Source organism: Pseudomonas sp. AC083 (genome assembly GCF_979253165.1).
The window spans coordinates 68663-82397 of the sequence record NZ_CEEDDH010000016.1 but is presented as its reverse complement, the minus strand read 5'-3'; the positions used below and the strand labels follow the sequence as shown (position 1 = coordinate 82397).

13 protein-coding genes are annotated in these 13735 nt (G+C 59.1%); 9 read left to right on the top strand and 4 right to left on the bottom strand.

Going from position 1 to position 13735, the window contains the following annotated elements; all coding sequences use genetic code 11:
* Positions 1–40: 40 nt before the first annotated feature.
* Entirely contained in the window at positions 41–1735 is a 1695-nt protein-coding gene (locus tag AC0IXA_RS21095) for a lactate permease LctP family transporter (protein ID WP_016771776.1), read from the bottom strand.
* Between the two features lie 263 nt (positions 1736–1998).
* On the opposite strand from AC0IXA_RS21095, the gene AC0IXA_RS21090 reads away from it, so the two are divergent.
* Positions 1999–2766 carry a GntR family transcriptional regulator gene (locus tag AC0IXA_RS21090; RefSeq protein WP_110646639.1) on the top strand — a complete coding sequence of 256 codons (768 nt, stop codon included), beginning with the start codon at positions 1999–2001 and terminating at the stop codon, positions 2764–2766.
* A 117-nt stretch (positions 2767–2883) separates the two neighbouring features.
* Here AC0IXA_RS21090 and smpB read toward each other — a convergent pair whose 3' ends face one another.
* Complete coding sequence (gene smpB / locus AC0IXA_RS21085) at positions 2884–3366, bottom strand: SsrA-binding protein SmpB (RefSeq protein WP_007953781.1); 483 nt, start codon at positions 3364–3366, stop codon at positions 2884–2886.
* 119 nt (positions 3367–3485) lie between these two features.
* On the opposite strand from smpB, the gene AC0IXA_RS21080 reads away from it, so the two are divergent.
* The 3 genes from AC0IXA_RS21080 to AC0IXA_RS21070 are packed head-to-tail and all read left to right on the top strand — an operon-like array spanning position 3486 to position 5638.
* Positions 3486–4889: a sodium-dependent transporter gene (locus AC0IXA_RS21080; protein WP_016771774.1), complete on the top strand. Its 1404-nt coding sequence runs from the start codon at positions 3486–3488 to the stop codon at positions 4887–4889.
* Positions 4890–4896: 7 nt separating this feature from the next.
* A complete protein-coding gene (locus tag AC0IXA_RS21075; protein WP_016771773.1) occupies positions 4897–5331 on the top strand; it encodes a type II toxin-antitoxin system RatA family toxin in 435 nt (144 codons plus the stop codon).
* The gene (locus AC0IXA_RS21070) at positions 5324–5638 is read left to right on the top strand and encodes an RnfH family protein (RefSeq protein WP_471814467.1); all 315 of its coding nucleotides are present in this window, start codon (positions 5324–5326) and stop codon (positions 5636–5638) included. The genes AC0IXA_RS21075 and AC0IXA_RS21070 overlap by 8 nt, the downstream gene beginning before the upstream one ends.
* Before the next feature lie 61 nt (positions 5639–5699).
* Here the strand turns inward: AC0IXA_RS21070 and AC0IXA_RS21065 are convergent, their stop codons facing one another.
* A complete protein-coding gene (locus tag AC0IXA_RS21065; protein ID WP_110603496.1) occupies positions 5700–6227 on the bottom strand; it encodes an outer membrane protein assembly factor BamE in 528 nt (175 codons plus the stop codon).
* Positions 6228–6324: 97 nt separating this feature from the next.
* Between AC0IXA_RS21065 and fur the strand changes: the two genes are divergently transcribed.
* Complete coding sequence (gene fur, locus AC0IXA_RS21060; RefSeq protein WP_016771770.1) at positions 6325–6729, top strand: ferric iron uptake transcriptional regulator; 405 nt, start codon at positions 6325–6327, stop codon at positions 6727–6729.
* Positions 6730–6805: 76 nt separating this feature from the next.
* On the opposite strand, the gene recN is transcribed toward fur, so the two are convergent.
* Positions 6806–8479: a DNA repair protein RecN gene (gene recN / locus AC0IXA_RS21055; RefSeq protein WP_016771769.1), complete on the bottom strand. Its 1674-nt coding sequence runs from the start codon at positions 8477–8479 to the stop codon at positions 6806–6808.
* 240 nt (positions 8480–8719) lie between these two features.
* Here recN and grpE point away from each other — a divergent pair, with 240 nt between their 5' ends.
* From grpE to dapB, 4 genes are all read left to right on the top strand, one after another.
* On the top strand, positions 8720–9286 hold the full coding sequence (gene grpE / locus AC0IXA_RS21050) for a nucleotide exchange factor GrpE (RefSeq protein WP_039759570.1): 567 nt from the start codon (positions 8720–8722) through the stop codon (positions 9284–9286).
* Between the two features lie 102 nt (positions 9287–9388).
* Positions 9389–11305: a molecular chaperone DnaK gene (dnaK, locus tag AC0IXA_RS21045; RefSeq protein WP_024011565.1), complete on the top strand. Its 1917-nt coding sequence runs from the start codon at positions 9389–9391 to the stop codon at positions 11303–11305.
* Between the two features lie 297 nt (positions 11306–11602).
* Entirely contained in the window at positions 11603–12727 is a 1125-nt protein-coding gene (gene dnaJ, locus AC0IXA_RS21040; protein WP_016771767.1) for a molecular chaperone DnaJ, read from the top strand.
* Positions 12728–12736: 9 nt separating this feature from the next.
* Positions 12737–13540: a 4-hydroxy-tetrahydrodipicolinate reductase gene (gene dapB / locus AC0IXA_RS21035; RefSeq protein WP_016771766.1), complete on the top strand. Its 804-nt coding sequence runs from the start codon at positions 12737–12739 to the stop codon at positions 13538–13540.
* Positions 13541–13735: the final 195 nt, after the last annotated feature.

Sequence of the window (13735 nt, the reverse complement as noted above, 5' to 3'; positions counted from 1 at the left end):
TCACGGGCCGGCGTCGGTTATTTCCGTCTTTTTTGTAGGTTTAGTGCACCAGCATACCGGTGAACCAGTAGGCCTGAGCCAGGGTGATCAAACCGACAATCGTTGCAAAGAATAGGCTGTGCTTGAGGGTGAAGCGGAACAGATCCGATTCCTTGCCGACCAGACCGGTCGCGGCGCAGGCCACGGCGATCGATTGCGGCGAGATCATCTTGCCGGTCACGCCGCCGCTGGTATTGGCCGCCACCAGCAAGGTGTCATTGACGCCGATCTGGTGGGCGGTGGTCGCTTGCAACGAACTGAACAGCGCGTTCGACGACGTATCTGAACCGGTGAGGAACACGCCCAGCCAACCGAGGAACGGCGAGAAGAACGGGAACGCGGCGCCAGTACCCGCCAGCACCAGGGCCATGGTCGACGACATGCCGGAGTAGTTGGTGACAAAGGCGAACGCCAGCACCATGCCGATCGACAGGATTGGCCAGCGCAGTTCGTAGAAGGTCTCTTTCAAAGTGGTCAGACCAGTTTTGAAATTGATCTTCAGTACCAGCATCGAAATCAGCGCGGAGAAGAAAATCGCCGTTCCGGTGGCGGAAATCGGGTCGAGTTTGAACACCGCTGGAATCGCGGTCGGGTTGGCCACGATCGGCGCAGTCTTGATCACCAGTTGATCAAGGTGCGGAATCGCGAAGTTGAACACCCAGCTGTACATCGAGCCGCCGGCAGCGAACATCGCTTTGAAAGGCTTCAGCGTCCAGATCGTCACCAGCACAGTGAGGATCAGGAACGGCGACCACGCCTTGAAAATTTCCCCGAGGCTGTAGGGCGAAGCCACTGTGGTGCGCTTCTGGCCGAAACCGCCGACGCTGGCGCTGACCACCGAAGCCGACACGGCGCCGACGATGTGCTGGCCGGCGGCACGGCGCGGTTGCCAGACCTTGAGGAACAGGGTCAGGGAAATCAGGCTGGCCAGCGCCGAAGTGATGTCCGGCAGTTCCGGGCCGATGAAGTTGGAAGTGAAGTATTGGGTGATGGCGAAACTCAAGCCTGCCACCAGCGCGGCGGGCCAGGTTTCGCGCACACCGCGCAGGCCGTCCATCATGAACACCAGCCAGAACGGTACGAACAGCGACAGCAGTGGCAGCTGGCGACCGGTCATGGCGCCGATCTTGAAGGCGTCGATGCCAGTGACCTGGCCCGCCACGATGATCGGAATCCCCAGCGCGCCAAATGCCACCGGCGCGGTGTTGGCGATCAGGCACAGGCCGGCGGCGTACAGCGGATTGAAGCCCAGTCCTACAAGGAGTGCGGCAGTAATCGCGACCGGCGCGCCGAAACCGGCGGCACCTTCCAGAAAGGCGCCGAAGCAGAAACCGATCAGCAACACCTGCAAGCGCTGGTCATCGGTGATCGACAGGACCGAGCTGCGGATGACCTCGAACTGACCGCTTTTCACCGTCAGTTTGTAGAGGAACACCGCCGCGACAATGATCCAGGCAATCGGCCACAGGCCATAAGCGAAACCGTAACCAGCGGCGGCGAAGGCCATGTCCACTGGCATCTGGAAGGCGAAAATCGCCACGGCAATCGAAAGCGCGAGGGTGATGCTGCCGGCCACATGGCCTTTGAGGCGGAACACCGCCAGGGCGAGAAAGAAGAACACGATGGGAATGACGGCCGCGAGAGCGGAGACGCCAAGGCTGCCGAGCGGACTGTAGAGCTGTTGCCAGGTTTGCATGGTGGGGTGGCCCCTAATTGTTGTTGGTCAGGCACTGTGAGCGATCTTGGATAATTGGTAAGACCAATTTACAAGCGCTGTTGGCTAGGGTAAAAGCCTTGGTGGCGGTGTGTCAATTTGCCGCTCTGAAACTTTCGTCGAAGATGCGGTGCAGAGCGCAACTGATCCGCATTGGCGAAGTGCCGTCTGGCAGGTGTCGGCGGCGCGCGGATAGGCCAGAATAGACACCCCGGCGAGCGGTCGGGATCGTGGAGAAATGAGTTATGGGCTTTGATCAGATACGTCAGCGCCGTTTGTCTGACGATATTGTCGAGCGCCTCGAGGGGATGATCCTCGAGGGCACGCTGAAGTCGGGCGAGCGGCTGCCGGCCGAGCGCGCGCTGGCCGAACAATTTGGCGTATCACGCCCGTCGTTGCGCGAGGCGATTCAGAAACTCGCGGCCAAAGGTTTGCTGGTCAGTCGCCAGGGCGGCGGCAATTATGTGGTGGAAGGCCTGGGGTCGACGTTCAGCGATCCACTGCTGCAATTGCTTGAAAGCAATCCCGAAGCGCAGCGTGATTTGCTCGAATTCCGGCACACCCTGGAGGCGTCGTGCGCCTACTACGCCGCATTGCGCGCGACGGATGTCGATCGCGAACGTCTGACTGCTGCTTTCGAAGAGTTGCAGGATTGCTACTCGCGTCACGAAGAAGTCAGCCGGGCGGAGGAGGGTGCGGCGGATGCGAAGTTTCATCTGGCGATTGCCGAGGCCAGCCATAACGCGGTGTTGCTGCATACGATTCGCGGACTGTTCGATCTGCTCAAGCGCAACGTCGTGACCAACATCGGCGGCATGTACAAACAGCGCACGGAAACCCGCGACATGCTGATCTCGCAGCATCGGGAATTGTATCTGGCGATTATCGAAGGGCGTGCCGAGCAGGCGCGAGAAGTGTCCAGCCGCCATATTCTGTATGTGCAGGAAGTGCTGGAAGAGGTGCGTCAGGAGGTGCAGCGCATGGCTCGGGCGGAGCGGCGCAAGGGGATGTGATCAGATGTGGTTGGGTTGATGCTGAAATAGCTTTCGCGAGCAGGCTCGCTCCCACCTTTGAAATGCATTCCAAGGTGGGAGCGAGCCTGCTCGCGAATTGGCGCTAAAGGAGAAAGATCAGTCTTCCTTGCCCTTGTTGCGCACCGCACGCTGCAATTCACGCCCGGCATCGCGCTCGCGCTCGGTGTCGCGCTTGTCGTATTCCTTCTTGCCCTTGCCCAGAGCGATTTCGCACTTGACCATGTGCTTGCTCCAGTACCAGGACAGGCAGACGCAGGCGTAACCCTTTTGCTGCACGGCGGCGGCAAGCTTGTCCAGCTCGCGGCGGTTGAGCAGCAGTTTGCGAGTGCGCACCGGGTCGGCGATGACGTGAGTGCTCGCGGTCATCAACGGCGTGATGTGGCTGCCGAGCAACCATGCTTCGCCATCCTTGAGCAGCACATAGCTGTCGACCAGCTGCAACTTGCTCGCCCGCAGACTTTTTACTTCCCAGCCGGCCAGGACCAGACCAGCCTCGAACTTGTGCTCGATGAAGTAATCGTGTCGCGCCTTTTTGTTCTGCGCGATGGTCCCTGTTGGGTGTTTCTTCTGTTTAGCCATAGGGGCGGCATTATATGGAGTTGTTCGGCTGTCGGCTACGGTGTTGCTGCGTGCTTGAGCAGGTTGAGTGAATCCCGGACAATGCGGCCTCTTTTTCTAACGCTTGGGCGTGATAAACGATGTCGACAGACAAGGTTTCTGTCCACGGCAGTTGGGCTAGCCGCTGGGTATTCATACTCGCCGCGACCGGTTCGGCCGTGGGACTGGGTAGTATCTGGAAGTTCCCCTACATGGTCGGGGTCTACGGCGGCGGCGCCTTTGTGCTGATGTTCCTGGCGTGCATCGCGCTCATCGGTGTCCCGGTCATGCTCGCGGAAACCCTGATCGGCCGGCGCGCCCGGCAAAGTCCGGCGAATGCCCTGAAGGTGCTGGCACTGGAAGCCGGGCACTCGGCGAAATGGTCGTGGGGCGCGTTCGCCGGGATGATCACGGCCCTGCTGATTCTGTCTTTCTACAGTGTGGTCGGCGGCTGGTCGCTGGATTACATCGTCGACATGGGCCGTGGCGATTTCCAGGGCGCGACGGCCGATCAGGTCGGCGCCTATTTCGGCAATGTCATCTCCAATCCATGGCGCCTGACACTTTGGCACACGATTTTCATGCTGCTGTCGGCCTTCGTGATCGCCAAAGGCGTGGTCGCCGGGCTTGAACGCAGCCTGCGGATCATGATGCCGCTGCTGTTCGTGATGATTCTGGTGCTGCTGGGTTACAGCATGACCACCGGGCATTTCATGGAAGGCGTGCATTTCATGTTCGACTTCCACCCGGAAAAAGTCCTCGACGGCCTGCTGCCAGCGATGGGGCACGCGTTCTTTTCGCTGAGCGTCGGCGTCGGCTCCATCATGATCTACGGCGCCTACATGCCGAAGAACACCTCGCTGTCGGGCACGGTGGTCGGCGTTGCGCTGCTGGATACTTTCGTATCGCTGGTGGCCGGTCTGGCGCTGTTTCCGATTGTGTTCGCTGCTGGCCTGAACCCAAGCGAAGGCCCGGGACTGATGTTCGTCAGCCTGCCATTTGCTTTTGGTAATGTGTTTTTCGGCCAGTTGATGGGCGTGGTGTTCTTCGTGCTGGTCGCGGTGGCTGCCTGGAGTTCGGCTATTTCGCTACTCGAACCGATGGTGGCTTACCTGGTTGAACGCACTAAAATCAGCCGCATCTGGGTGACGTTCTGGCTTGCGTTCACCTGCTGGTTCGTTGGTCTGGGCACGGTGTTTTCTTTCAATATCTGGAAGGAAGCCAAGTTTTTCGTGAACGAAGGCGGGGCGTTCAGCCTCTATCAATGGGGTGCGCAGAGCGGTCTCGACTTCTTCGGCGTGATCGATTTCTTCACCTCGCGGATCATGTTGCCCCTCGGTGGCTTGTGTTTCGTGCTGTTCGCGGGATGGGTGATGGGGCGTGAAGCGGTGCGGGATGAATTGTCCATCCGTAACCCGGTTCTGTTTGCTCTGTCCCTGTTCTTGATGCGCTACGTGGCGCCTATCGGCATTCTTGTAGTCTTTGCCGCTCAGCTCTGGAAGTAACGCTTACATGACGACACATATCCAACGATCCGCGCTCCTGCCGTACCCGGCGCAGTTTCTCTACGACCTGGTCAACGACGTCGCGCGGTACCCGGAGTTTCTGCCGTGGTGCTCGGAGGCTGAAGTGCTGGAAAGCTCCCCAGAACACATGCGCGCCAGTGTCGGCGTAGCGAAGGGCGGCCTCAGTCAGCATTTCGTCACGCGCAATACGCTGGTTCCGGGGCAGTCGATCGAGATGAATCTCGAAGAAGGCCCGTTCACTCAGTTGCACGGCATCTGGGTATTCAAGGCGCTGAACGAAAAGGCCTGCAAGATCAGTCTGGATCTGTCGTTCGATTATGCCGGGCCGTTGGTACGCGCTACGTTGGGCCCGCTGTTCAATCAGGCGGCTAACCAGCTGGTGGATGCTTTCTGCCAGCGCGCCAAGCAGATGCATGGTTAAGCCGGTGATCGAGATAGAAGTCGTGTACGCGGCGGTTGATCGCCAGGTTCTGCGTGCGATCAGCGTCGCTGAAGGCGTTAGCGTTCGGGCTGCGGTGCACGCATCGGGCATCGCGGCCGAGTTTCCTGAGCTGAATCTGGCGGAGTGTCCGCTGGGGATTTTTGGCAAGGTCGTGACTGACGCGGATTCGCGCGCTGTACAGGCGGGTGATCGCATCGAAATTTATCGACCGCTGCTGGCTGATCCCAAAGAAGTTCGACGCCTGCGCGCGGCCAAGGCTGCCGAGGCCAAAGCACGCAATTCTTGAGCAGACCAAACGGCAGGCAATAAAAAACCCGGAATGTCCGGGTTTTTTGTTGCCTCGCCTATTACTGCGGCGAGGTGTCCAGCGGCTCTGGCGTCGGAACCGGTACGGTTTCCACACCATCGACGTCCTTCTGGATCTGATCCAGCAAGGAGCCTGGTTTGGCTGGTTTTTCAGCTTCTGGCTTGTCGGTGTTTTCAGCCGGCGCGGTCACGGTAGTACCGCTGTCCTTGCCGAGAATGGCTTCATCACGGCTCACGCCGGGCATGAAGTCACCGGACAGGCTGACAAGCTGGTCGTTGGAATTGAAGATAACGCTGATTCGTTCCTGCTGGCGTTCACCGCCACCCGGTTGCAGGCTGTACAGATAATCCCAGCGATCGGCATGGAACGTGTCGGCAAGCAGAGGGTTGCCCATGATAAACCGTACTTGCGGCCGGGTCATTCCCGGGCGTAACTGGTCTATCATGTCCTGCGTGACGACATTGCCCTGCTGGATGTCGATTTTGTAAACCCCGGGGAATGAACAACCGGCGAGTGCGAGCAGTCCCACAAAGGTGAAACTGGTTAGCAAGAGCTTGGTGTTTTGCATCGGTGGGCGACTTCCACTATCTTGGCTGGGACAACGTAAACGCCGATCATACCCGCATTAAGAGAAGCTGCGAAGCAGCATCGCGAGAAAGCTGACCATGGTTGAAAATAGCGAACTACGCAAAGCCGGCCTCAAAGTGACCCTGCCACGGGTCAAGATCCTGCAAATGCTCGACTCTACCGAGCAGCGCCACATGAGTGCCGAGGACGTCTACAAGGCGTTGATGGAAGCTGGTGAGGACGTCGGTCTGGCCACGGTTTACCGTGTACTGACCCAGTTCGAAGCGGCCGGCCTCGTGGTCCGCCACAACTTCGACGGCGGCCACGCGGTCTTCGAACTGGCTGACGGTGGCCACCACGACCATATGGTCAACGTGGAATCGGGTGAAGTGATCGAATTCTTCGACGAAGAAATCGAAAAACTTCAGAAATCGATCGTCGAGAAGCATGGCTTCGAGATGGTTGATCACAACCTGGTGCTGTACGTACGCAAGAAAAAGTAAGCATGTCGCGCGAATTTCACATTCGCGAAACGAACGAAGGCGACCCAAGGGTCGCCTTCGTGCTTTCTACTATTTGTTATGCCTTGGCGGTCACCACCATTTTTTTCGCGTGAGCCAGGGATTCCTTGGTCAGATCGATGCCGCCGAGCATGCGCGCGACTTCTTCGATTCGCTCGTTCTTCGTGAGCTTGGCGACAGCGGTGTGAGTCGCCTTCTCGTCGCGGACCTTGTGCACGAACAGGTGTTGATGCCCTTGCGCTGCCACTTGCGGCAAGTGCGTCACGGTCAGGACCTGGCCGCGATCACCGAGACGGCGCAGTAACTGGCCGACAATCTCGGCAGTCGGCCCGCCAATGCCTACGTCCACTTCGTCGAATACCAGCGTCGGCACGCGGGAGGTCTGTGCGGTAATGACCTGAATCGCCAGACTGATCCGCGACAGCTCACCACCGGAGGCAACTTTTGCCAGCGCCTTGAGCGGTTGGCCGGGGTTGGCGCTGACCAGCAGTTCGACCTGTTCCAGACCATTCGGCAGCAACTCGTCGCTGCTGTTGGCTTTCAGTTCGATGGTGAAGCGGCCGCCAGGCATGCCCAGGCGCTGGATTTCCTGCTCCACTGCACTGGCGAGGCTGCCGGCGGCTTGATGACGAAGGTCGCTCAGCTCGCGCGCTTTCTCCTGATAGTGGCGGGCATAGGACGCCAGTTCTTCACCCAGGCGCTCGATGGATTCATCGTTGGCGTTGAGGGTTTCGATTTCATCGAGCAGCTTCTGCTGCATCTCACCGACTTCGGTCGGCTGAATCCGGTGTTTGCGCGCCAAGGTGTAGATCGCGTCGAGGCGCTCTTCGAGGTATTGCAGGCGAGCCGGGTCGGCATCGAAGTTATCGAGGAAGCGGTTGAGCTCACCAACCGCTTCTTCCACCTGGATCTGTGCGCTGGTCAGTAGGCTGCTGGCTTCACCCAGCGCGCCCACCGAGCTGTTCACACTGGACAGACGATTGAGGCTGGCGGTCAGCGCATTCAGGACATTCCCGGAGTCGCTTTCGCTGCACTGCTCGACCACTTGCCGGCAAATGCCCAGCAAGGTTTCGGCGTTGGTCAGGTTCTTGTGTTCCTGCTCCAGTTGCTCCAGTTCATTTTCGCCGAGGCCGAGGTTTTCCAGCTCTTCGAGTTGATAGCTGAGCAGTTGATGACGTGCGCGCTGTTCGTCGCCGGAGTTGGACAGCCGCTCCAGTTCCTGACGAGTCTGGCGCCAGCGCTGTGCGGCCAGTTGCACCTGACGCGCCAGATCGGTGGCACCGGCGTACTCGTCGAGCAGGCGGCGATGGGTATCGGTTTTCAGCAGCGATTGATGTTCGTGCTGGCTGTGGATATCGATCAGCAGCTCGCCGAGGGCTTTAAGGTCGCCAAGCGGGCAGGGTGTGCCGTTGATATAGCCGCGAGAACGACCTTCCGAGGTGATGACCCGGCGCAGGATGCACGGCCCGTCGTTTTCCAGATCGCGCTCGGCCAGCCAGGCGCTGGCTTCGGGGATATCAGCAAGATCGAAGGTGGCAAGAATGTCGGCTTTATCAGCGCCTGGGCGAACCACGCCGCTGTCGGCGCGATCGCCCAGGGTCAGGCCCAGGGCGTCGAGCATGATCGACTTGCCGGCGCCGGTTTCCCCTGTGATCACGCTCATCCCGCGATCAAGTTCGAGATCGAGATGTTCGACGATGGCGTAGTTGTGTACGGACAGGTGCACCAGCATAAAGGCAGCTCCCAGGCTTGAGGTCTGGTTATTTATACAGTGTTTTGTTCAGGCCTGACAATGCCCGCCCTTAGCTCGATTTGCTTGATCAGAGAGTTTTCTTAGCGCATTCAAGAATGAGTATTCAGCACTTTTTTGTAGGGACAATTGTTTTCAGCCCTTGAAGCCTGATTTTGCGGCCCCATATATCGGGGCAGAAGCGCGAGTCAGGCTCGCGGACGAAATTGAAAGGAGAATTCTATGGCTGACGAACAGACAGTAGATACGCAAAACCCAGATGCCAATCAGGCGCCCGAAGGTTCGGGTGACGACCTGGCGACCCGTGTGCAAGTGCTCGAAGAGCAATTGGCCGCCGCGCAGGATCAGTCTCTGCGTGTTGCTGCCGATCTGCAGAACGTTCGCCGCCGTGCCGAGCAGGACGTCGAGAAGGCGCACAAGTTTGCCCTTGAGAAATTTGCCAGCGACCTGCTGCCGATCGTCGACAGCCTGGAGCGCGGCCTCGAGCTGTCGAGCCCGGACGACGAAAGCATCCGTCCGATGCGCGAGGGCATCGAGCTGACTCTGAAAATGTTCCACGACACCCTCAAGCGCTACCAGCTTGAAGCGATCGATCCGCATGGCGAACCGTTCAACGCCGTTCACCATCAGGCGATGGCCATGCAGGAAAGCGCCGACGTCGAGCCGAACAGCGTGTTGAAGGTTTTCCAGAAGGGCTACCAGCTCAATGGTCGCCTGCTGCGCCCGGCGATGGTCGTGGTCAGCAAGGCGCCGGCACCGGTTTCGCCTTCGATTGACGAGCAGGCTTGAAATTAGCCGCAAGGCCCCCATTTAGAAGTCAAGCGTTTAAGTGCTACCGCAGTCAGCCACCACTGCTGCGGCAACAAAATCCAAAGTTTCGGGAGAGTGAACATGGGCAAAATTATCGGTATCGACCTGGGGACTACCAACTCCTGCGTCTCCGTGCTGGAAAACGGCAAAGCCAAAGTTATTGAAAACGCTGAAGGCGCGCGTACCACGCCGTCGATCATCGCTTACGCCAACGATGGCGAAATTCTGGTAGGTCAGTCGGCCAAGCGTCAGGCTGTAACCAACCCGCACAACACCCTGTACGCGGTAAAGCGTCTGATCGGTCGTCGTTTCGACGAAGAAGTTGTGCAGAAAGACATCCAGATGGTCCCTTACAAGATCGTCAAGGCTGACAACAACGACGCCTGGGTAGAAGTGAACGGCCAGAAAATGGCACCGCCACAAATCTCGGCTGAAATTCTGAAGAAGATGAAGAAGACCGCCGAAGACTACCTCGGCGAGGCAGTGACCGAAGCGGTGATCACCGTTCCGGCCTACTTCAACGACAGCCAGCGTCAGGCCACCAAAGACGCCGGCCGCATCGCTGGTCTGGACGTAAAACGTATCATCAACGAGCCAACCGCAGCTGCTCTGGCTTACGGTATGGACAAGGCCAAGGGCGATCACACCGTGATCGTTTATGACCTGGGTGGCGGTACCTTCGACGTGTCCGTTATCGAAATCGCTGAAGTTGACGGCGAGCACCAGTTCGAAGTGTTGGCCACCAACGGTGACACCTTCCTCGGCGGTGAAGACTTCGACATTCGTCTGATCGACTACCTCGTTGACGAATTCAAGAAAGAAAGCGGCATGAACCTCAAAGGTGACCCGCTGGCGATGCAGCGCCTGAAAGAAGCCGCTGAGAAAGCCAAGATCGAGCTGTCGTCCGCTCAGTCGACCGACGTCAACCTGCCGTACATCACTGCAGACGCGACCGGTCCTAAGCACCTGAACGTGAAGATCTCGCGTGCCAAGCTCGAAGCACTGGTTGAAGACCTGGTTCAGCGCACCATCGAACCTTGCCGCATTGCCATGAAAGACGCCGGTATCGACGTCAGCGCGATCAACGACGTGATTCTGGTCGGTGGTCAGACTCGTATGCCGCTGGTACAGAAGCTAGTTACCGATTTCTTCGGTAAGGAAGCGCGTAAAGACGTCAACCCGGACGAAGCTGTTGCCATGGGTGCTGCGATTCAGGGCGCTGTTCTGGCCGGTGACGTGAAAGACGTGCTGCTGCTCGACGTCAGCCCGCTGACCCTGGGTATCGAAACCATGGGTGGCGTGATGACCGCGCTGATCGAGAAAAACACCACGATTCCTACCAAGAAATCGCAAGTGTTCTCGACTGCCGACGACAACCAGGGCGCTGTGACCATTCACGTTCTGCAAGGTGAGCGCAAGCAAGCTGCCCAGAACAAATCGCTGGGCAAGTTCGACCTGGCCGACATTCCACCAGCTCCACGTGGCGTGCCGCAGATCGAAGTGACCTTCGACATCGACGCCAACGGCATCCTGCACGTCGGCGCGAAAGACAAGGCTACCGGCAAGACCCAGTCGATCGTGATCAAGGCCAACTCCGGTCTGTCCGACGAAGAAATCGAGCGCATGGTGCGTGACGCCGAGGCGAATGCCGAGGAAGACCGTAAGTTCGAAGAGCTGGCCGCTGCCCGTAACCAGGGTGACGCACTGGTGCACTCGACTCGCAAGATGGTCGCTGACGCAGGCGACAAGGTCACCGCCGAAGAGAAGACTGCAATCGAAGCGGCTGTGGTTGCTCTTGAAGCCGCCGTCAAAGGCGACGACAAGGCTGCCATCGAAGCCAAGGTTGAAGAGCTGTCGAAAGTCTCCGCTCCGGTTGCTCAAAAGATGTACGCCGAACAGGCTCAGCCAGCTGATGGCGCAGCCCCGCAAGGCGAATCGGCTGAGAAGGCTGACGACGTTGTCGATGCCGAGTTCGAAGAAGTCAAAGACCACAAGTAAGTTGTTGGTCGCCCGGTTGACTGCCTTGCGGCGGTGACTGGTAGGATGTCGCCGCGCGGGAGCTTGCCTCCCGCGTTGGCGTATCTGGAATACGTGAATTTTTACAGCATGCGACAACGCTCGCGTGTTGGTGGTATGGCTGAAAATGCTCCTGCTTTTCACGCCGCAAATACCGCATCAATCAAGACCAGGATCGTTGAATTGACGTGAGTTGGGTCCGGGCCTTAATGGGGGCTCAACGAGTTTGGCGAGGCTCAGGAGGGGTTTGCCGAACGTCCTTAAGAGTGCAAAGAACTTATGGCAAAGCGTGACTATTACGAAGTATTGGGTGTCGAGCGGGGCACGAGCGAAGCGGACCTGAAGAAGGCCTATCGCCGTCTGGCCATGAAGCACCACCCCGACCGTAATCCCGGCGACAAGGCTTCGGAAGAAGCATTCAAAGAGGCCAACGAGGCCTATGAAGTGTTGTCCGACGCCAGCAAGCGCGCGGCATACGACCAATACGGTCATGCCGGCGTCGATCCGAGCATGGGCGGCGGCGGTGCCGGTTTCGGTGGTCAGAACTTCTCGGACATCTTCGGCGATGTCTTCAGCGATTTCTTTGGTGGCGGTCGCGGCGGTGCCCGTGGCGGCGCTCAGCGTGGCAGCGATCTGCGCTACACCTTGGAGCTGAATCTGGAAGAAGCGGTGCGCGGTACGTCGGTGAATATCCGCGTTCCGACACTGGTCAACTGCAAACCGTGCGATGGTTCCGGCGCCAAGAAAGGCTCGTCGCCGACGACGTGCCCGACCTGCGGCGGCATCGGTCAGGTGCGCATGCAGCAGGGCTTTTTCTCGGTGCAGCAGACCTGCCCGCGCTGCCATGGCCAGGGCAAGATCATTTCCGATCCGTGCGACTCCTGCCACGGCGACGGTCGTGTCGAAGAGTACAAAACCCTGTCGGTCAAAGTGCCTGCCGGTGTTGATACTGGCGACCGCATTCGTCTGTCCGGCGAAGGCGAAGCGGGTACTCAGGGCGGGCCGACTGGCGACCTGTACGTTGTGATCAATGTGCGCGAACACGACATCTTCCAGCGTGACGGCAAGCATCTGTTCTGCGAAGTGCCGATCAGCTTCGTCGACGCAGCACTGGGCGGCGAGCTGGAAATTCCGACCCTCGACGGTCGCGTCAAACTGAAAATCCCCGAAGGCACGCAGACCGGCAAGCAGTTCCGCGTACGCGGCAAGGGCGTTGCGCCAGTGCGTGGCGGCGGTGCCGGCGACCTGATGTGCCGTGTCGCTGTGGAAACGCCGGTCAACCTCAACCGTCGTCAGCGTGAACTGCTGGAAGAATTCCGCAGCTCCCTGGCCGACGACAACAGCCACTCGCCGAAAACCACCGGTTGGTTCGACGGTGTGAAGCGTTTCTTCGGCGATTTGTAAGGAGTCGGCATGCGACGTATTGCAGTGATGGGCGCCGCCGGGCGCATGGGCAAGACCCTGATTGAAGCGGTGCAGCAGACGCCGGGCGCCGGTCTGACGGCGGCGGTCGATCGTCCCGACAGCACGCTGGTTGGCGCGGATGCCGGTGAGCTGGCAGCGCTGGGCCGTATCGGCGTGCCGCTGTCCGGTGATCTCGATCGTGTGGTTGAAGAGTTCGATGTGTTGATCGATTTCACTCACCCGACCGTGACCCTGAAGAATCTCGCGTTCTGCCGCAAACACGGCAAAGCGATGATCATCGGCACCACGGGTTTCAGTGTTGAAGAGAAGCAATTGCTGGCCGAGGCGGGCAAGGACATTCCGATTGTCTTCGCCGCCAACTTCAGCGTCGGCGTCAACCTGTGTCTTAAGTTGCTCGACACCGCTGCGCGCGTACTGGGCGACGATGTCGATATCGAGATCATGGAAGCCCATCACCGCCACAAGGTCGATGCACCATCCGGTACGGCTGTGCGCATGGGTGAAGTGATTGCCGATGCCCTGGGGCGTGATCTGAAGAAGGTCGCGGTCTACGGTCGTGAAGGCCAGACCGGTGCGCGTGAGCGTGAAACCATTGGTTTCGCCACCGTGCGTGCTGGCGATATCGTTGGTGATCACACCGTGCTGTTCGCTGCCGATGGCGAGCGCGTCGAGATCACCCACAAGGCATCGAGCCGCATGACCTTCGCCAAGGGCGCGGTGCGTGCGGCGCTGTGGCTGGACGGTCGCGAGCCGGGCCTGTACGACATGCAAGACGTGCTCGACCTGCGTTGAGTCGTTGCTGAACCCGGCGCAAACGTCCCGTTTTGCGCCGGTTTTTACCGCTTGGCGACGACCTGTCGCATTCTCCGGCCTTTAAGGCTCTTTAGCGGTGGACCAAAAACGCCCTTTTCTGTAAGCTACAGCTTTAGTGTGTCCACTAAAAGCGCGCAGAATAATTTCAGTGAAGAAGCGGGGTGACGTGTCCAT